The organism is Bradyrhizobium sp. USDA 4503 (assembly GCF_054055815.1).
The window spans coordinates 6,399,054-6,417,641 of sequence record NZ_JBSRXS010000001.1 but is presented as its reverse complement, the minus strand read 5'-3'; the positions used below and the strand labels follow the sequence as shown (position 1 = coordinate 6,417,641).

Annotated in this window: 18 protein-coding genes; 3 read left to right on the top strand and 15 right to left on the bottom strand. The window is 65.5% G+C overall.

What is annotated here, in order from left to right:
• Window positions 1–20: 20 nt before the first annotated feature.
• From ACVMIH_RS30465 to ACVMIH_RS30445, 5 genes are read right to left on the bottom strand one after another with little or no spacing between them, the layout of a single operon-like run.
• On the bottom strand, window positions 21–185 hold the full coding sequence (locus ACVMIH_RS30465; protein WP_456864450.1) for a hypothetical protein: 165 nt from the start codon (window positions 183–185) through the stop codon (window positions 21–23).
• Window positions 182–604: a class I SAM-dependent methyltransferase gene (locus ACVMIH_RS30460; RefSeq protein ID WP_199805348.1), complete on the bottom strand. Its 423-nt coding sequence runs from the start codon at window positions 602–604 to the stop codon at window positions 182–184. The genes ACVMIH_RS30465 and ACVMIH_RS30460 overlap by 4 nt, the downstream gene beginning before the upstream one ends.
• Before the next feature lie 42 nt (window positions 605–646).
• On the bottom strand, window positions 647–1,060 hold the full coding sequence (locus ACVMIH_RS30455) for a Rieske (2Fe-2S) protein (protein ID WP_016846808.1): 414 nt from the start codon (window positions 1,058–1,060) through the stop codon (window positions 647–649).
• Window positions 1,061–1,113: 53 nt separating this feature from the next.
• Window positions 1,114–2,223, bottom strand: a complete 1,110-nt coding sequence (locus tag ACVMIH_RS30450; protein ID WP_253625130.1) for an amidohydrolase family protein — start codon at window positions 2,221–2,223, stop codon at window positions 1,114–1,116.
• A complete protein-coding gene (locus ACVMIH_RS30445) occupies window positions 2,220–3,296 on the bottom strand; it encodes an amidohydrolase family protein (protein ID WP_456864448.1) in 1,077 nt (358 codons plus the stop codon). The genes ACVMIH_RS30450 and ACVMIH_RS30445 overlap by 4 nt, the downstream gene beginning before the upstream one ends.
• Window positions 3,297–3,469: 173 nt before the next feature.
• On the opposite strand from ACVMIH_RS30445, the gene ACVMIH_RS30440 reads away from it, so the two are divergent.
• Window positions 3,470–3,952, top strand: coding sequence for a CinA family protein (locus ACVMIH_RS30440; protein ID WP_456864446.1), 483 nt, complete (start codon window positions 3,470–3,472; stop codon window positions 3,950–3,952).
• Window positions 3,953–4,266: 314 nt separating this feature from the next.
• On the opposite strand, the gene ACVMIH_RS30435 is transcribed toward ACVMIH_RS30440, so the two are convergent.
• The 3 genes from ACVMIH_RS30435 to ACVMIH_RS30425 form a co-directional block, all read right to left on the bottom strand.
• Entirely contained in the window at window positions 4,267–5,577 is a 1,311-nt protein-coding gene (locus ACVMIH_RS30435; protein ID WP_057020081.1) for an HlyD family type I secretion periplasmic adaptor subunit, read from the bottom strand.
• Window positions 5,574–7,325: a type I secretion system permease/ATPase gene (locus ACVMIH_RS30430; RefSeq protein WP_076832591.1), complete on the bottom strand. Its 1,752-nt coding sequence runs from the start codon at window positions 7,323–7,325 to the stop codon at window positions 5,574–5,576. Before ACVMIH_RS30430 ends, ACVMIH_RS30435 begins: the two co-directional genes overlap by 4 nt.
• Window positions 7,326–7,475: 150 nt before the next feature.
• Window positions 7,476–8,270 carry an acyl-CoA thioesterase domain-containing protein gene (locus tag ACVMIH_RS30425; protein WP_456864444.1) on the bottom strand — a complete coding sequence of 265 codons (795 nt, stop codon included), beginning with the start codon at window positions 8,268–8,270 and terminating at the stop codon, window positions 7,476–7,478.
• Between the two features lie 110 nt (window positions 8,271–8,380).
• Between ACVMIH_RS30425 and ACVMIH_RS30420 the strand changes: the two genes are divergently transcribed.
• A complete protein-coding gene (locus ACVMIH_RS30420; RefSeq protein ID WP_253625134.1) occupies window positions 8,381–9,289 on the top strand; it encodes a LysR substrate-binding domain-containing protein in 909 nt (302 codons plus the stop codon).
• Here the strand turns inward: ACVMIH_RS30420 and ACVMIH_RS30415 are convergent.
• The 7 genes from ACVMIH_RS30415 to ACVMIH_RS30385 all read right to left on the bottom strand — a co-directional run bounded on the left by ACVMIH_RS30415 (window position 9,286) and on the right by ACVMIH_RS30385 (window position 16,647).
• The gene (locus tag ACVMIH_RS30415; protein WP_229190236.1) at window positions 9,286–10,263 is read right to left on the bottom strand and encodes an ABC transporter ATP-binding protein; all 978 of its coding nucleotides are present in this window, start codon (window positions 10,261–10,263) and stop codon (window positions 9,286–9,288) included. The genes ACVMIH_RS30420 and ACVMIH_RS30415 overlap by 4 nt on opposite strands.
• A complete protein-coding gene (locus tag ACVMIH_RS30410; protein ID WP_456864442.1) occupies window positions 10,260–11,672 on the bottom strand; it encodes an amidase in 1,413 nt (470 codons plus the stop codon). The genes ACVMIH_RS30415 and ACVMIH_RS30410 overlap by 4 nt, the downstream gene beginning before the upstream one ends.
• On the bottom strand, window positions 11,669–11,878 hold the full coding sequence (locus tag ACVMIH_RS30405) for a hypothetical protein (protein ID WP_076832604.1): 210 nt from the start codon (window positions 11,876–11,878) through the stop codon (window positions 11,669–11,671). Before ACVMIH_RS30405 ends, ACVMIH_RS30410 begins: the two co-directional genes overlap by 4 nt.
• Window positions 11,875–12,948: an ABC transporter ATP-binding protein gene (locus ACVMIH_RS30400; protein ID WP_057020086.1), complete on the bottom strand. Its 1,074-nt coding sequence runs from the start codon at window positions 12,946–12,948 to the stop codon at window positions 11,875–11,877. Before ACVMIH_RS30400 ends, ACVMIH_RS30405 begins: the two co-directional genes overlap by 4 nt.
• A gap of 3 nt (window positions 12,949–12,951) precedes the next feature.
• Window positions 12,952–13,839 (bottom strand): ABC transporter permease, encoded by an 888-nt coding sequence (locus tag ACVMIH_RS30395; protein WP_156436506.1) that lies wholly within the window; start codon window positions 13,837–13,839, stop codon window positions 12,952–12,954.
• A 2-nt stretch (window positions 13,840–13,841) separates the two neighbouring features.
• Window positions 13,842–14,795, bottom strand: coding sequence for an ABC transporter permease (locus tag ACVMIH_RS30390; RefSeq protein ID WP_050382524.1), 954 nt, complete (start codon window positions 14,793–14,795; stop codon window positions 13,842–13,844).
• Between the two features lie 199 nt (window positions 14,796–14,994).
• On the bottom strand, window positions 14,995–16,647 hold the full coding sequence (locus ACVMIH_RS30385) for an ABC transporter substrate-binding protein (RefSeq protein WP_456864440.1): 1,653 nt from the start codon (window positions 16,645–16,647) through the stop codon (window positions 14,995–14,997).
• Window positions 16,648–16,856: 209 nt separating this feature from the next.
• Here ACVMIH_RS30385 and ACVMIH_RS30380 point away from each other — a divergent pair, with 209 nt between their 5' ends.
• Window positions 16,857–18,464: an ABC transporter substrate-binding protein gene (locus tag ACVMIH_RS30380; RefSeq protein WP_253594223.1), complete on the top strand. Its 1,608-nt coding sequence runs from the start codon at window positions 16,857–16,859 to the stop codon at window positions 18,462–18,464.
• The last annotated feature ends 124 nt before the right edge of the window (window positions 18,465–18,588 follow it).

The following is an 18,588-nucleotide window of genomic DNA, read 5'->3' as shown; positions in this document are numbered from 1 at the left end:
GCGTAGCCCGGCTTACGAACTCATCCTGCATCGGGCTTTGTCGCCAGGGCACAGAACCACTCATTTGTCTCGACCAGCTGAGCCTGCGTGAAGCCGGCCGCTGCCAGCTTTTCCGTCACCCCTTCCTTGGGCTGTCCGGAGTAGCGCGTAAAGCCGAGTGCGATCCTGCCGCTCGGCTTCATCACGCGACGGACCTCACGTGGCCGGCGACGGCATCCGGCCAGACCTGCATCGAGTTGATCGCCAGCGCCGCGTCGAAGCTATTCGCATCGAATGGCATGCGTTCCACGGAGCCAAGCCAAAGCTCAACACGACCATCCTCGATCGCGGCCGCATTCCGGGCTCGAGCTTGCCCGACCATCTCCTGCAACGGATCGATGCCCGCGACGCGTCCCGCCGGCACCAATGTCGACAGGCGTTGAAGGACGACGCCCGGACCAAACCCGACTTCGAGCACGCTGTCGTCAGGTCCGACCTCGAGGCGATCTGCGACCCACGCGCCGCAATCTGCATTGGTGCGCGCCATGATCCTGCCGCCGAGCCTCCCCAGCAGGCCCCGGGGACGGCCAAACGCACGCAAGACGATGCTTTGCACGACGCTCACCGATTGCCATCTCCGGTGAACAGGATTTCGGGACGGTCGCGGCTACAAATCCACCACCACGTAGTCACTCTCCACCGCGACCTTGATGGTCTCGGCGACATACGGTCCCTTCACCACATTGGTGCCCGGCTCGACGCTGACCGGATAGGCGCGCACGCGGAAGCGGCGCGGGTCGCAATAGGACTGGCCGGTGCGGATGTCGAACTCCCAGCCGTGCCAGGGGCAGCGCAGGATCTCGCCGAGCTTGGTGTATTCGATTTCGCCGGGGTCCGACGACGACGCGAGCCCGATCAGCGGCCCCTCACACAGCGCCGCGCCCTGATGCGGGCAGCGGTTCAGCAGGCCGAAGAACTCGCCCTTGACGTTGAAGACCGCGATCGGCCGTCCGTCGATCTCGAGGAATTTTCGCGAACCCGGCGGCAGCTCGTCCACCGGGGCTATCACATGCCGCGCCATCAATCGTTCTCACGCATGATCTGATTCGAAAAACCGGTTCCCACTTTTTCGGATCATGCGATACCGTACAGCTGCTTGGCGTTGTCGAGATAGAACGCCTGGCGATTGGCATCGCTGACGCCGGCCGGCAGCACGCGCGACGGCTCGTCGTAATCCCAATGCGGGTAATCGGTCGCGAACAGCAGCCTGTCCCAGCCGATCCACTCGATGGTCTGGAACAGATGGTCGCGGCTCTCCGGATCCTCCATCGGCTGCGTCGTCCACCAGATGTGGTCGCGGATATATTCCGACGGCTTGCGCTTCAGATGCGGCACCTCGGCATGCAGCCGCGAAAACACCTTGTCGAGCCGCCAGGCCAGCGACGGCGCCCAACCGAAGCCGGCCTCGACCATCACCATCTTCAGTTTCGGGAAGCGCTCGAACACGCCCTCGAGCACGAGGCTCGCCAGCGCGGTCTGCTGGCACTGCGAATGCCCGACCATCTCCTCGATATAGTAGCTCGGCCACCCCGACGCGGTAATCGGGTTGCCGCCGAAGCCGAAGGCGTGCACACCGATCGGAAGGCCGGCTTCCTGTGCCGCCTCATAGATCGGCCAGTAACGGCGCTGGCCGAGCGGCTCGACATTGCGGCTGAGCAGCAGCACCTGGACGAAATTTGTGTCGCCCGCGCGCTTGCGGATTTCGGCGGCGGCCGACATGCCATCCTCATTGGCGACGACGACCGAGCCTTTCAGGCGGGAATCCTTGCTGGTCCATTTCTCGATCTGCCAGTCGTTGATTGCCGAACAGATCGCGCCGGCGAGATCCTGGTTGCGGATGCCCTGTCCGGTGTTGAGCGGGTTGAGCACGCCGAGCGCGACATTGTTGGGATCGAGGTGCTGCTTCTGCATGAAGGACAGCGACGAGCCCTGCGGGCCGCCTTCCGGCGGATAGGCATCGCGGCGCGACGCATTCGGCTGCGCCTTCGGATAGGGCGGGCCTCCCATCATGCCCTGATAGGCATGGACGCCGAAGGTCTCGAGATGCGCATGCCAGCGCTTTTCGAGATAAGGATACAATTCATCCTTGGTGGCGCGGGCCGGATGGATGTCGCAGTCGGCGATCGCGGTCTTGATGCTGGTCGGCGATGCGGTTTCGGGACGCTCGCGGAGCTGGATGTTCATGGCGTCATCTCCTTCACCTTGAGCCGGCCATAGGTCGCATGCGGATTATCGATCATGATCTTGCGTACCAGATCCTGCGACAACCCGTGCGGCAGCACCTCGTCGCCGTCGAACTGCCAATGCGGATAATCTGACGAGAATAGGATCAATTCGTCCGACCGCATATGGTCGAACAGGCGGTTCAGCGTGTCTCCGTCCGGCGGCGCATCGACCGGCTGCAGCGAGAAGCGGATGTTGCTGCGCACAATCTCCAGCGGCGCGCGGTCGACCCACGGGGTCTCCATGCGCACGCCGCGCCAGAACTTGTGCAGCCGCCACAGGAATGGCGGCAGCCAGGTGAAGCCGGACTCCAGCATCACCATTTTCAGGTTCGGATGGCGCGCGAACACGCCCTCGACGATCAGGCTGGTGAGCTGGGTCTGGAACGCCTGCGCCTGCGCAACATAATCCTCGATGTGATAGGAGCCCCAGCCGACCGAGGTCGGCGGATTGTGATAGGCGCTGCCGGCATGGATGCCGACCGGCAGGCCGAGCCGTTCCGCCGCGGCGTAGATCGGCCAGTAGTGCCGCTTGCCAAGCGGCATGTCGCCCATCACCAGCATCAACACCTGCACGAAGCGCTTGTCCTGCGCACAGCGCTCGATCTCGGCGACCGCCTTTTCGATGCTCTGCACCGGGATCACGATCGAGCCGCGCAGGCGATCGTCCTTGTCGAGCCATTCCTTGACCAGCCAGTCGTTCAGCGCGCGGCAGAACGCATCGGCCATGTCCTCGGAGAACACCATCTGCACGCCGTAGAGCGGATTGCAGATGCCGTAGGCCGTGCCGAACTGGTCGAGCGCCTGGCGCTGCATGTCCGCAAGGCTCGAGCCCGGCTTGCCTTGCGCTGGACGCCAGTCCGGCCGCGACGAGATCGGCGAATTGGTCGGATAGGATTGCGAGATCAGGTCGGTCATGCCGCGCGTCGTCACCTGGTCGCGCCAGTAGTCGTTCATGTACGGCAGCAGGCTGGTGAGGTGAGGCACGGCGGGATGCAGATCGCAATCCACGCCGCCCGCGATCGGCGACGTCATGATGTTTCCTCCGCGCACGCTCTCACGACAAGCTTGTCGGGCGGCGCCTGGTTCTTGTCTTGCATTCAATCAGGCCATGCCGCGGCCTGCAACTCGGCAAAGGGCTGCGTGGTGTGCTAGGAGGGCAGGACGCCCCACGGGATTTTCATGGCAAGCAACGAGAAAGAAGGCCGATGAACGCGCTCACATCCATCGCCGAACAGGTCGCCGCAAAACTGATCGCGAACAAGCAGACGATTGCGGTCGCGGAATCCTCAACCGGCGGACTGATCTCCGCATCGCTGCTCGCGGTTCCCGGCGCGTCGGCCTATTTCCTCGGCGGCGGCGTGATCTACACCCGCGACGCGCGGCGCGCGCTGATGGACATTCCCGACGACGCCATGCGCGGCATCCGCTCGGCGTCGGAACCTTACGCGCAATTGCTGGCGCGGCAGATCCGCGAGCGCCTCGCGACCGACTGGGGATTGTCGGAGACCGGTGCCGCCGGCCCGACCGGCAACCGCTACGGCGATGCCGCCGGCCACAGCTGCATGGCTGTCGCAGGCCCCCACCAGCAGGTGATCGCGCTGGAGACCGCGAGCAGCGACCGGCAGGCGAACATGCAGGCATTTGCGAAGGCGGCGCTGGAGCTGTTGTTGAAGAATCTGGAACGGTAATTTTTCCCTGTCGTCCCGGGCAAGCGACTTGTCTCACCGAAGCTCGAAGAGCGGAGGCGGAAGCGCGACCCGGGACCCATAATCACCGATGGCAATTGACGATGGTCCGCTGGAGCCACAGCCTGCTTCAACAACTCGATCCTGTGGTTATGGGTCCCTGGTTTCGCAGGGACGACTTGGGGAAAGAGCCTGCAATCTAACGAGGACTGCGTAGCCCGGATGAAGCGAAGCGCAATCCGGGACGACTTCATCCGCTGAGCGACTGTTCCCGGATTTCGCTGCGCTTCATCCGGGCTACAAGAGCAGCGCGCGGCTCACTTCTCGCGGAACGAGCGCATGAACTGGTCGCTCATCGGCTTCATCAGATAGGACAGCATGGTGCGGTCGCCGGTCTGGACGAAGGCTTCCACCGGCATGCCCGGGATGATCTTCACCTCGCTGCCGAGGCGCGCCACTTCTTCCGGCGGCATCGAGACGCGGATGGTGTAATAGCTCTGCCCGGTGCGCTGGTCGGTGGTGACGTCGGCGGAGACGCGGGTGACGACGCCGTTCAGCTCCGGCGTGGTGCGCTGGTTGAAGGCGGAGAGCCGCAGCACTGTCTTCTGTCCGACCTGCAGCTTGTCGATGTCCTGCGGATTGACCTTGGCCTCGACCGACAGATCGTCGGCCTTCGGCACGATCATCATGATGGCATCGCCCGCGGTAATGACGCCGCCGACGGTGTGCACGGTCGACTGCAGCACGACGCCGTCCTGCGGCGCGCGGATGTCGATGCGGCGGAGCTGGTCCTCTGCGGTGACCTTGCGCTCGACGAACTCGCCGATCTTGTCGTTGGTCTCGCGCAGGTCCTTCGAGACCTCCGCCAGCATGTCCTTGTCGACCTGGATGATCTGCAGCTCGGTCTCGGTGATCTTGCCCTTGGCCTGCGCGCGCGAGGCGATGTACTGCGCGCGCTCGCCGGAGAGCCGCGCCGCGTCGCGCTCGAGCGTGGTCAGGCGGGTCAGCTGCACCAGATGCTGCTCATAGAGCTGGCGGACGCCGACCAGCTCCTGCTGCACCAGCGCGATCTCCTTGTCCTTGGCGCTCTCCTGCGCCTGCAGGCCGGAGATCTCCTCGTTGAGCTGGGTGACGCGCTCGCGCAGCTGCGCCTTCTGGCCGGTGCGGCCGTTGACGCGGACCTCGAACAGCTTGGTTTCGCTCGCCATGATGTCGCGAACGTCCGGCTCCTTGGCCTGCTCGAGCAGCTGCGGCGGGAAGGCGATCTTGTCGCGGCCCTGCTGCTCGGCCTCGAGCCGGGCCGCGCGCGCATAAAGACCGTTCAGCGTCTTGACCACGATCGCAAGGCTGGCCTTCACGACGGTCTCGTCGAGGCGCACGACGATGTCGCCCGCCTTGACCACGTCGCCGTCGCGCACCCGCACCTCGCCGACCACGCCGCCGGTCGGATGCTGCACCTTCTTGACGTTGGATTCGACCACCACCGAGCCCGGCGCGATCAGCGCACCCGAGATCGGCACCGTTGCGGCCCAGCCGCCGACGCCCCCGCCGAGAACCAGAACCACGGCGAGGCCGACGATCAGATGCTTGCGGATCGAGCGATGTGCGTTGCGCGGTTGATCGGTCATGACTTGGCGGCTCCCGCATCCGCGACGATCTTGATCGGCGTCGGCACCGGCGGCGCGGCACGCTGCAGCACCTGCGCGAGCACGGCCTCCTTCGGCCCGAAGGTCTGCATGCGGCCGTCCTTCAGCACCAGCAGATGGTCGACGCCCTCGATGCCGATCGGCCGGTGCGCAACCACGATGACGACCGCGCCGCGCTCGCGGGCGCCGCGCACCGCGCGGGTCAGCGCCTCGTCGCCTTCGCTGTCGAGATTGGAGTTCGGCTCATCCAGCACGATCAGGAACGGGTTGCCGTACAGCGCCCGCGCCAGCGCCACGCGCTGCGCCTGGCCCGCGGAGAGCGCGGTGCCCTGCTCGCCGACCTGGGTGTCGTAGCCCTCGCGCATCTTGATGATCATCTCATGCACGCCGGCCTCCTTGGCCGCCGCGATGATGCCGTCGGACTTGGCGTCGGGATCGAACCGGCAGATGTTCTGGGCGACCGTACCGGCAAACAGTTCGACGTCCTGCGGCAAATAGCCGACGTGGCGCCCCAGTTGGTCGGACGACCATTGGTCGAGCGCGGCGCCGTCGAGCCGTACCTTGCCCCGCGCCGGCATCCAGACGCCGACCAGCGCCCGGATCAGCGACGACTTGCCGGAGCCGCTCGGGCCGATCACGCCGACGCCGCTGCCGGCTTCGACGGCGAAGGTGATGTCCTGCACGATGGCGCGCTGGTCGCCCGGCGCGACCATGGTCACGGCCTCGACCGAAAGCTTCTTCTCCGGCGCCTGCAACAGCGTCTGCTCGGGCCGCGCCGGAATTTGCTGCAGCAGGCGGTTGAGCCGCTGCCAGCTCTGCCGCGCGGCGACGAAGCCCTTCCAATGCGCGATCGCGAGATCGACCGGCGCCAGTGCCCGCGCGCTCAGGATCGAGCCGGCGATGATGATGCCGCCGGTGGCCTCCTGATGGATCACGAGATAGGCGCCGACCGCGAGCACGGCGGACTGCAGCATCATGCGCAGCACCTTGGCGACCGCGCCGAGCCCGCCGGTGACGTCGCTCGCACGCTGGTTGCCGGACAGATATTCCTCGTTGGCCTCGTTCCAGCGCCTGTTCATGCGGCCGGCCATGCCCATCGCCACCAGCACCTCGGCGTTGCGGCGGCTGGAGGCGGCAAGATCGTTGCGCCGCGCCGCGAGCGTCATCGCTTCCTTGGCCGGCGTGCGCGACAAGTATTCGGTGATCAGCGTCAGCGTCACCAGGATGATCGCACCGACCAGCGCCGTGACGCCAAGCAGCCAATGGAAGGCAAAGCAGATGACCATGTAGAACGGCAGCCATGGCAGATCGAAGAACGCGCCGGGACCCATGCTGCCGAGGAAAGAGCGCACATTGTCGAGGTCGCGCAGCGGCTGCAGGCCTTCGCTGCGATTGCCGGCCATCAGCGGCAGCCGCACGACAGTGTCGAACACCCGCGCATTGAGCGCTTCGTCGAGCGAGGTGCCGACGCGGCCGAGGATCCGTCCGCGCAGCAGGTCGAGCACGCCCTGAGCCATGTAGAGGACCGCGGCGATGACCACGAGGCCGACCAGGGTCGGAACGCTGCGGCTCGGCAGCACCCGGTCGTAGACTTGCAGCATGAACATCGAACCTGTCAGGTAGAGCAGGTTGATCATGCAACTGATGAGGCCGACGCCGATAAAGGCGCTGCGGCAAGCGCGCAGCGCCTCAGCCAGTTCGGAACGCCGGACAGCGGGCGCGGCTGCCATAAAAACTGATCTCTGCAAAACAAAAGGGTTACGTGATCACCACGTTGTATAGACGTTTGCGACCACCGTCCATTTTAAGTCGCGTGAACCAAAGCATGGTTCGCGGCCTCATTTTGTGATCGCACCGACAGTTGACGGAATAAATCAGGGTTAACCGGCGGCGGAACCCTGGCCTCGCGCGGGCGCGCTTCCCGGAAGCGGCACGAGAATGACCGACATCGAGACCCGGCCGATCTCGCCATCCACATCGAGCAACACCCCGCTGCCGACACCGAGCCCCGCCTCCGGGCGCCAGCGCGCATCGGCGCGAACGCCGATCCAGGCGCCCCGCGGCGACCGGAATAGCTGCACCGCAAGGTTCGGATTGGGGTCTGCCACCACGTTCTGGACCGGCCGCGCGATGCCGTGGGTCCAGTCAGCCGGGCCGAGCACCCGCGCCAATGGGCCGGCGTCCGCAATGACGGCGTGATGCAAGCGAAACCAGGCGGTATCGCCGCCGGCACGGGCTTCCATCGCCTCCATGAACCAGCTGCGGCCATGGACGGCGTGTAGGTTGCGCAACGGAAATGCCGTGGGATCCACCGGATCGGCTGCGCTCCCGTAAAACCCCGGGACCTCGACGGCACGCTCGCGCGACAGCGTCACGCGCACCGTCGCGCAGGGTCGCTCCTCACCGGCCGGCCAGAGCGTGTTGTCGACGACGCTGACCCGGCCGCCTTCGGTCACCACGGTAACGTGCGTGCGCAGTTCCGCCATTGGCGTCGGCCGCAGGAACCAGGCCGTCGCCGAGATCGCGGTGCCCCAATTGCGCGCACCGGCCATGGCCTCGACCTCGCCGGTCAGCAGGCTTGCGACCGCCCCGCCCTGAAGGCCGGTGAACGGCCCGGCCGCCAGCGCCGCGGGCTTCCAGTGATGGGGCGTGGCGAGCGGTTCGAAGATGGCCAAGGCGAATGGTCCCTTGAGATGAACAGGATTGAGCGTTCAGCCAATCTCATCCAAGAATAGCGGCCATGACAAAAGGCCATTCATCACTTCAGGTGAGCAAGATTCACCCATTGGATGCCCCCGATCCGCGGGTGATCCCGCCGCTGCCGGCGCTGCTCGCCTTCGAGCGCGCGGCCACCCAACTCAGCTTCCGGCGCGCCGCGCGAGACCTGTCGCTGAGCCCGTCGGCGATCAGCCACCAGATCCGCGGGCTGGAAGAGCAGTTCGGCACCAAACTGTTCGTCCGCGGCGCGCGCCAGGTGCGGTTGACCGACGACGGCGAGCGCTACCTTGCAAAAGTGTCGGCCGCGCTGGCGACGCTGCAGGAGGCGAGCCGTGACATGCTGCGGCGACGCGGTGAGGCCGGCAGCGAGCTCTGGATCAGCTCATTGCCGTTCTTCACCAGTGCCGTGCTGCTGCCGGCGCTGCCGGATTTCAAGCGGCGCCATCCGCAACTGACGCTGCGGATCGAGGCCACCCACCAATATGCCGACTTCAACGGATCACGCGTCGATGTCGCGATCCGTTACGGGCGGGAACATGCCACCGGGCTGAAAGTCGAGCCGCTGGTACAGGTCAAAGGATTGCCGGTCTGTACGCCGGCGCTGGTCAAGGCAGGTCTTCGGACCCCAGCGGACCTGTCGCGCGAGGTGCTGATCCATGTCACGACGCAGCCGCGGGCGTGGCCGGCCTGGCTGAGGGAGGCCGGGCTGCCGAATCTCGCTCCGCGCGGACATCTGTGGCTCGACAGCGTGCCGGCGATGCTGGAGGCCGCCGAACACGGACTCGGCGTCGCGATTGCGATCGCGCCGCTGATCAAGGCGCGGCCGGGCTTCGGCAAGCGGCTCGTGGCGCCGTTTGCGTTCGAGGCGGCGCACAGCGAGACGATCTACCTGGTCTCCCGCACCGAGCAGGCGCGGGACCGCCGCATCGCGGCGGTGCGGCGCTGGATCACGGACGCCGTCGCGCGGGCGAGCTAGGCCGTGGCGGGCGCCGGCTCGGCCAGGATGCACCGTGCCAAACGGCCGGGAGCGACCTGCACGACCGGCGGCAAGCGCTCGCTGCAGCGCGGCTCGGCGAACTTGCAACGCGGTGCAAAGGAGCAACTGGCCGGCGCATGATCGAGCGAGGGCGGGGTGCCCGGAATGGTTTCCAGCCGCTGGCCGCGCATCGCGCCGTGAATGGTCGAGGCCAGCAGGCCCTTGGCATAGGGATGCACCGGTGAGCGCACGATATCGCGCAAGGCGCCCTGCTCCACGATCTGGCCGGCATACATCACCGCGACCCGATCGCAGATCTCGATCGCGACACCAATGTCGTGGGTGACGAAGATGACCGACATGCCGAACTCGCGCTGCAGCTCGCGCAGCAGCAGCAGGATCTGAATCTGGACGGTGGCATCGAGCGCCGTGGTCGGCTCGTCGGCGAGCAGGATCTTCGGCTTGCAAGCCAGCGCCAGCGCGATCATCGCACGCTGGCGCATGCCGCCCGACATTTCGTGCGGATAGGAGTCCAGCCGCCGCTTCGCGGAGGGGATCCGCACCACCTCGAGCATTTCAAGCGCACGCGCGGTAGCCTCGCGCTCGCTCTTGCCCTCGTGGCGCATCACCGTCTCCGCGATCTGGCGGCCGATGGTGTAGACCGGATCGAGTGCCAGCGCCGGCTCCTGGAAGATCATCGAGACGGTCTGGCCGCGGAACGCGGACAGCGCCTCATCGTCCATCGCCAGCACCTCTTGTCCCAGCACCTTGACGCTGCCGGAGATCTGCGTGCGTTTCTTCGGCAACAGCCGCATCAACGCGCGCAGCGTCACGCTCTTGCCCGAGCCGGACTCGCCGAGCAGCCCCAACACCTCGCCCTCGCCGAGCTGCAGGCTGAGATCGTTCACAGCATGGACCGTGCGATCGCCGGTGAAGCGGATATTGAGGTTGTTGATCTCGACGAGGTTGGTCATGCGAGCTTGGGCACCCTGGCGTGGAAATCAGTGGCACGCTGGAACGCGGCGCCGATCCGGAGCAGAACCGCTTCCTCGAAGGAGCGACCAATCAGCTGCATGCCGACCGGCAGACCCGTCTTGGTGAAGCCGGAGGGAATCGAGAGCGATGGCAGACCGAGATAGTTGACCGGGCGGGTGAAGCGCGTCAGGCGCTGCAGCACCGCGTCGGCGCCCGGACCATTGCCGACATCGCTCTCCGCGATCGTCGGCGCCGGCACCGGCGATGACGGCGCGATCACCGCATCGACCCCGTTGACCGCCGCGTTATGCGCGGCGAGCGCGGGGCCGCGCCAGCGCATCGCCTCGAGATAGGTGACCGCCGGAATGGCCAGGCCGTTCTGCAGCCGCATCAGGACCTGCGCGCCGTAATCCTGCGGCCGCTCGATCATCCAGCGCTTGTGGAAGGCGGCAGCCTCGACCGCGAGCACCAGCTGCGATGCCGAGGAGAGCTGGCGCTGATCGGGCAGCTCGACCTTGACGATCTCGGCGCCCTCTTTCTTCAAGGTGGCGATAGTCTCGTCGAGGATACGCGCCACCTCAGGGTCGAGGTCGTCGACATAGAACGCCGTCGGGACGCCGATCTTCAGACCCTCCAGCGACTGCTTGGTCGCGGCCATATAGTCCGGCACCGGCTGTGTCGACGCTGTCAGGTCCTCCGGGTCCGCCCCGGCCATCAGGCCGAGCAGCAGCGCGCAGTCCTCCGCGGTCTGCGCCAGCGGACCGACGGTATCGAGCGACTGCGACAGCGGCATCGCACCGGCGCGGCTGACGCGGCCGACCGTCGTCTTCAGGCCGGTGACGCCACAGAAATGCGCCGGCATGCGCACCGAGCCGCCGGTGTCGGAGCCGAGCGCCGCGAAGGTGAGCCGCGCGGCGACCGCCGAGCCCGAGCCCGACGACGAGCCGCCGGTGATGTGCTCGGTGTTCCAGGGATTGCGCACCGCGCCGTAATGCACGTTGTGGCCGGTCGGCCCATAGGCGAACTCGACCATTTGCAACGAGCCGAGGCGGACCTGTCCGGCATCCTTCAGCCGCTGCAGGGCGGTCGAGGTCGTCTTCGGCACGAAGTCGCGGCGAATCAGCGAGCCGCAGGTCACGACCTTACCAGCGTCATAATACATGTCCTTGTGCGCCAGCGGCACGCCGTGCAGCGCGCCGCGACTATTGCCCCTGGCGAGCGCGGCATCGGCCTCGGTGGCGGCGGCCAGCGCCTGCTCGGATTCGACCGCCATATAGGCGTTGAGGCGTGGCTGCCATTCCGCAACGCGATGCAGCACGGCGCGCGTCACCTCATGCGAGGAAACTTTCTTGTCGGCAATCGCCTTGGCGACCGCGGTCAGCGTCATCAGGGCCGGATCAGAGCTCATTTAGACACCTTCTCGATCTTCTGCGCGATCTGCGCCAGCAGGAAGCTCGCGGGTTCGAGATCGAAGGGCAGCGTACCGGAGATCGGTGCAAAGCCGTCGAATGCCGGCCCGATCGAATTGGCGATCCGGGTGGCGACTTCGTCGTCGGCGGGCACGTCAGCGACGTGCGCGATCACCTTGACATCCTTGGGTGTGGGTCTAGTCATGCCGCGTTTTCTCCTTTTGCTTTTGCCGGCGCGCGGCTGTGCCCCGAGCCAGGAATGGCCATGTAGCACGCCGCTTGATGGCCCATTGTATCGAGATCGCTGAGTTTTGGCGTGTCGTTTGCGCAGAGCGGCTCCGCAAACGGACAACGGGTGTGAAACCGGCAGCCCGATGGCGGATCGATCGGATTGGGCGGATCGCCCGAGATCGGCGGCACCTCGGTGCGCCTGTCGGGATCGGATGACGGCATCGCCGCCAGCAGTGCGCGGGTATAGGGATGCGCCGGCGCGTCCCAGACCGCATCGACCGGGCCGAGTTCGACGACCTCGCCGAGATACATCACCAGCACGCGGTCGGAGATGTAGCGGACGACGTTGAGATCGTGGCTGATGAACAGATAGGTCAGGCCGAATTCCCGCTTCAGGTCGGCGAGCAGATTGAGCACCTGCGCCTCGACCGATTTGTCGAGCGCGGACACCGCTTCATCGAGGATCACGAGCCGCGGCGACAGCGCGAGCGCACGCGCGATATTGACGCGTTGACGTTGGCCGCCGGACACTTCGTGCGGATAGCGGTTGGCGAAAATCTCCGGCCGCAAGCCGACCTTACCGAGCAATTCGCGCGCCAGCGTCCGCGCCGTGTCGTCGGCCATGCCGTGGACCTTTGGCCCGAAGGCGATCGATTCCTCGATGGTGAGGCGCGGATTGAGCGAGGCGTAGCTGTCCTGGAACACCATCTGCACGCCGCGCCGCAAATCGCGCAGCGAGAGCGACGGGCCGACCTGCCTTCCGTCATAGATGATATCGCCGGCATCGCGTGCCATCAGGTGCATCAACAGCCGCGCGGTGGTCGATTTGCCGCAGCCGGATTCGCCGACAATGCCGACGGTCTCGCCCTTCATGACCGCGAAGGTGACGTCGTCGACGGCGCGCACGGTCTTGCGCGGACTGAACAGGCCGCCGCGCACCGGGAAGTGCTTGGTCAGTCCCTTGACCTGCAGCAGCGGCTGCGCGGCGCCGCCGATGTCGGCGACCGGCTCCAGCATATCGACGGAGAGATTGGCGTCGCTCATGCTCTAATTCCTGATGTCCATGGCGCTGCGCATGCCGTCGCTGAGCAGATTGAAGCAGATCGAGACCGCGAAGATCATCGCGCCCGGCAGCGCGGCGACCCACGGATTGACGTAGATCGCGGTGCGCAGCGTATTCAGCATCAAGCCCCACTCCGGCTCCGGCGGCTTGGTGCCGAGCCCGAGGAACGACAGACCGGCGGCGAGGATCATCGACACCGAGATCAGGCCAGTGGCGTAGACGAAGATCGGGCCGAGCACATTGCCGAGCATGTGGACGCGCATGATGGTGAAGGGCCCGGCGCCGGACGCGCGCGCCGCCTCGACGAAATCCATGTTGCGCACGCCGGTGGTGACGCTTTCGGCGACGCGGGTGATCTGCGGCACGAACACGATAGTCAGCGACACGATCGAATTGGTGATGCCGGCGCCGAGCGCTCCCGAGATCGCGATCGCCAGCAGCACCGACGGGAAGGCGTAGAACACGTCGACCGTGCGCATGATCGCGGTGTTGAGCTTGCCGCCGACATAGCCGGCGACGAGGCCGAGCGAGGTGCCGATCACGAAGGCGAAGATCACCGGCAGAATGCCGATGACCAGCGACAGCCGTCCGCCATAGATCAGCCGCGCCAGCATGTCGCGGCCGAGCTCGTCGGTGCCGAGCGGATAGCCCGGCGTGCCGATATGGCGGAGACGGCGGATCATCGAGCCCTGATAGGGATCGGCAAGATGCAGCCATGGTGCCAGCAGCGCCGAGGCAAAGATCAGCACCAGGATGATGGCGCAAGCCATGCTGACCTTGTCGCGCCTGATGCGGCGGCCAACCGTCGCCCAATAGCCACGCGCCTTGGTCGCGGGGACGGCCTGCAATGCGGTATCCAACATCGCACTCATGGCTAGCTCCGCTTGATGCGCGGATCGATCGCGGCCTGCGCGATGTCGACCAGGAGGTTGAGCAGCACGAAGAACAGCGCCAGCACCAGGATCGTGCCCTGCAGCAGCGGCAGATCGCGCTGGAAGATCGCCGAGTTCAACAGCAGGCCCGAACCCGGCCAGGAGAACACGGTCTCGATCAGGATCGAGCCGCCCAGCATGTAGCCGAGCTGCAGGCCCATCACCGCGAGCGCGGTCGGCGCCGCATTCTTGATGACGTGGCGAAACACCTCGGTCTCGCGCAGGCCTTTTGCGCGCAGCGCCTCGACGAAATCCTGGCTCAGGATGTCGCCGGTCAGCGCGCGCACCGTACGGGTGACGATGCCCATCGGGATCACCGAGGTGGTGATCGCCGGCAGCACCAGATAGCGCAGATGCTCCCAGTCCCACGCCCAGGCGCCGGAGCCGCCGGGTCCTGCACCGACCGCGGGCAGCCAGTTGAGCTGCACCGAGAAGATGATGACCAGCACCATGCCGAGCCAGTAATGCGGCAGCGACACGCCGGCTATTGCCACCGAGGTCGCGACCTTGTCGACCCAGGTGTCGCGGAAATAGCCGGCGATCAGGCCGAACAGCAGGCCGAGCGTAAAGCCGATCATCGCGGCCGCGATCGCCAGCATCACGGTGTTGCCGACGGCACGCATCACCTCGGTCAGGACGGGCCGCCCGGTCGCGATCGAATTGCCGAGATCGCCATGGATCGCGCGCCACAGCCACAGGCCGAATTGCACCGGCAATGGGCGATCGAAGCCGTAGGCCGTGCGCAATTGCGCGGCGAGCTCCTGCGAGGCATCGGCGGGCAGCACCGCGACCAAGGGGTCGCCGGGCGTGATGTGCACCAAGAGGAAGCACACCAGCGCCACGCTGAGCACGATCGGAATGACGTAGACGATCCGTCTGGACGTATAGGCGAACACGTTGCGTTCTTTCTTCCTTCTCACTTTGTGGGAGAAGGTGGCGCGCCGAGCGCGCCGGATGAGGGGTTTCTATCCGCGGATACAGTCATTTCCGATCGAGAAAGGAGCGTCCGCGGAGACAACCCCTCACCCGGCTTCGCTTTGCGAAGCCACCCTCTCCCACAAGGGGAGAGGGTATACCTATTGCGCGGCTAGCGCCTCACGGCGCGACCGTGACCGGCGAGAAGTCGACGAACCAGCTCTTCGGCTGCACAAATCCCTTGATCTTCGGGCTCATCGCGCGCGGTGCGACGTCGTGGGCGACATAGAGGAAGGCCGCGTCGTCGACCGAGGCCGCATGCAGCTCGGCCAGCGCGGCGTCGCGCGCCGCCGGCTCGAAGGTCTGGCGGGCCTTCTTGACCAGCTCGTCGAACTTCGGGTTGTTGTTGAAGCCCCAATTGTTCGATACCGGCGGCGCCATGCCCGACTGCAGGAAGCGCACCAGCGCGAAGAACGGATCCATCGCCGCATAAGTGACGTTGATGGCGTTCGAGCCGTTGGCGGTCGGATCCTTGGTGCCGCGCCGCCAATTGGTGAACAGCGTGTTCCACTCGATGACGTCGAGCTGCACATCGAAGTAGCATTCGGCCAACGCCTGTTGCAGATACTCGTTCATCGGCAGCGGCAGCATCTGGCCCGAGCCCGATGCCGAGGTCTGGATCTTGACCGTCAGCTTCTTGTTCGGACCGAAGCCCGCCTCCTGCATCAGTTTCTGCGCGGCCGGCTTGTCGTACTTGATCTGGAAGGTCGGGTTGCCGCGCCAGGGATGGCCGGGCTCGAACGTGCCGGTCGCCGGCACCATCAGGCCGGCAAGCAGGCCGTCACGCAGCCCTTCGCGATCGATGCAGAGATTGGCCGCCTTGCGGACGCGGATGTCATTCCACGGCGAGCCCTCGACGCGCGAGAACTGCCACGGCCAGACATGTGGCTCCTCGTTGGAATAGAGGTTGAAACCACGCTGCTTGATCTCGGGCAGCGCGTCCGGCGCCGGCGCCTCGATCCAGTTGACCTGTCCCGACAGCAGCGCCGCCGTCCGGGCATTGGCCTCCGGCATCGGCAACAGCACCATCTTGTCAGCCTTCGGCACCCGTGCCTTGTCCCAGTAATTCTCGTTCTTCACCAACTCGAGCCGCTCGCGCGGGGTGAAGCTCGACATCTTCCAGGGGCCGGTGCCCGACGCGTCCTTGGCGAACGCGGCCCACGCGGCCTGCGACTTCGCCTTGGCGTCGGCGCCTTCGGCCTTGTCGTAGAATTTCTGCCACTTGGCCGGGCTCGCCATGAACAAATTGGTGAGGTTGATCGGCAGGAAGCTGTCCGGCTCCTTGGTGGTCAGCTCCACCGTCATGTCGTCGATCTTGCGCGCCGAGACCAGCGTCGGCATGCGCGAGGCGGTGACGCCGACCTGGCTCGCATCGTATTGCGGCGCGTCCTGCTTCAAGACCTTGTCGACGTTCCAGACCACGGCGTCGGCATTGAACGGCGAGCCGTCATGAAAGGTGACGCCGGGACGCAGCTTGAAAATCCACTTGGTCTTGTCGGCATCGTCGACCTTCCACTCGGTGGCGAGGCCCGGAATCATCGCACTCGCCTTGTCCGACGACGACAGGTCCCACATCGTCAGCGCGTCATACATCGTCAGACCCGTGAAGCGATTGCCCTCAAAACCCTGGTCGGGCTGGCCGAGCGTGCGCGGAATATCGGCAGCGGTCATGCCAATGCGCAGCACGGTCTCGGCACTGGCGATCGCCGGCACGCCTGTGGCTATCGCAAGCGCCAGCATGATCGCCGTCGCATTGGTTTTCCTGTTACGCATCTGAGCAGCCCCTTCGAGTCTGGTGACGTTTTGGTGATTATTTCTTGGGCAAGCGTATGCAATGCCTGTGCCAAGGGGAATAGTTCATCAGCAAATAACCGCCGGGCGCGTCATTTCTTCCCACCGCCCGCCCGAACGGAGCGAAGATGCCTATTCTGGCATCATGCTTGCAGGATTTGGCTCCAACGTCTTTCCAACGGAGCCTTCATATGCGTGCGCGCAATTCGATCCTGATGGCGGCAATGGCGCTTGCCTTGACCGCGGGCTGGCCGGCCATGTCGGCGCAAGCCGAGTCCATTGTGCGCTACGGCATTTCGATGGCCGACATTCCGCTGACCACCGGCCAGCCCGATCGCGGCGCGGGCGCCTATCAGTTCACCGCCTACACGATCTACGATCCGCTGGTTGCCTGGGAGATGGATGTTGCCGACCGGCCGGGCAAGCTGGTGCCCGGGCTTGCGACCGAATGGAAGGTCGACGACAACGACAAGACCAAATGGCGCTTCACGCTGCGCAAGGGCGTCAAATTCCACGACGGCAGCGACTTCAATGCCGACGCGGTGATCTGGAATCTCGACAAGGTGCTGAACGACAAGGCACCGCAATTCGACAAGCGGCAGAGCGCGCAGGTCAAGACCCGCCTGCCTTCGGTTGCGAGCTACGCCAAGGTCGACGATTTCACCATCGAGATCACCACCAAGACGGTCGACTCCTTCTTCCCCTATCAGATGCTCTGGTTCCTGGTCTCCAGCCCCGCACAATATGAAAAGCTCGGCAAGGACTGGGACAAGTTCGCCAGCCAGCCCTCCGGCACCGGTCCGTTCAAGCTGACCAAGCTGGTACCGCGCGAGCTCGCCGAGCTGACGAAGAACCCGGACTATTGGGACAAGAAGCGGCTTGCGAAGGTCGACAAGATGATCCTGATTCCGATGCCGGAGGCGCTGACCCGGACCAACGCGCTGCTGGCCGGCCAGGTCGACCTGATCGAAACGCCGGCGCCCGACGCCGTGCCGCAGCTCAAGGCCGCCGGCATGCGGATCGTCGACAACGTGACGCCGCATGTCTGGAACTATCACTTGAGCGTGCTGCCGGGCTCGCCATGGACCGACATCCGCCTGCGCAAGGCGCTCAACCTCGCGATCGACCGCGACGCGGTGGTTGGACTGATGAACGGCCTCGCCAAGCCCGCCAAGGGCCAGGTCGATCCGTCGAGCCCGTGGTTCGGCAAGCCGACGTTCGAACTGAAATACGACCTCGCGGCCGCCAGGAAGCTGGTGGAGGAAGCCGGCTATTCGAAGGACAAGCCGCTGAAGACGACGTTCATCATCGCCCAGGGCGGTACCGGGCAGATGCTGTCGCTGCCGATGAACGAGTTCCTGCAGCAGAGCTTCAAGGAGATCGGCATCGACATCGACTTCAAGGTGGTCGAGCTCGAGACATTATATACGCACTGGCGCAAGGGCGCGGCGGACGAGATGAATGCCGGCATCACCGCCAACAACATCGCCTATGTCACGTCGGATCCGCTCTACGCCATCGTGCGGTTCTTCCACTCCGGCCAAGTGGCGCCGGTCGGCGTCAACTGGGGCGGCTACAAGAACCCGAAGGTCGATGCGCTGATCGACGAGGCCAAGCAGACCTTCGATTCCGCGAAACAGGATGCGCTGCTGGCGCAGGCACACGCGCTGATCGTCGACGATGCCGCGCTGGTGTGGGTGGTACACGACACCAATCCGCACGCGCTGTCGCCGAAGGTGAAGACCTTCGTGCAGGCGCAGCACTGGTTCCAGGATCTGACCCAAATCGGGCTGGAATAGACATTCCATCGTCGTCCCGGCCTGGTGCGCAATTGCGCACCCATACGCCGCGGCCGCCGCAATGGGCACGCGGCGAGACGATCTTCCGTCAACGACCATTCGTGGTTGGGTCCCGGCCTTCGCC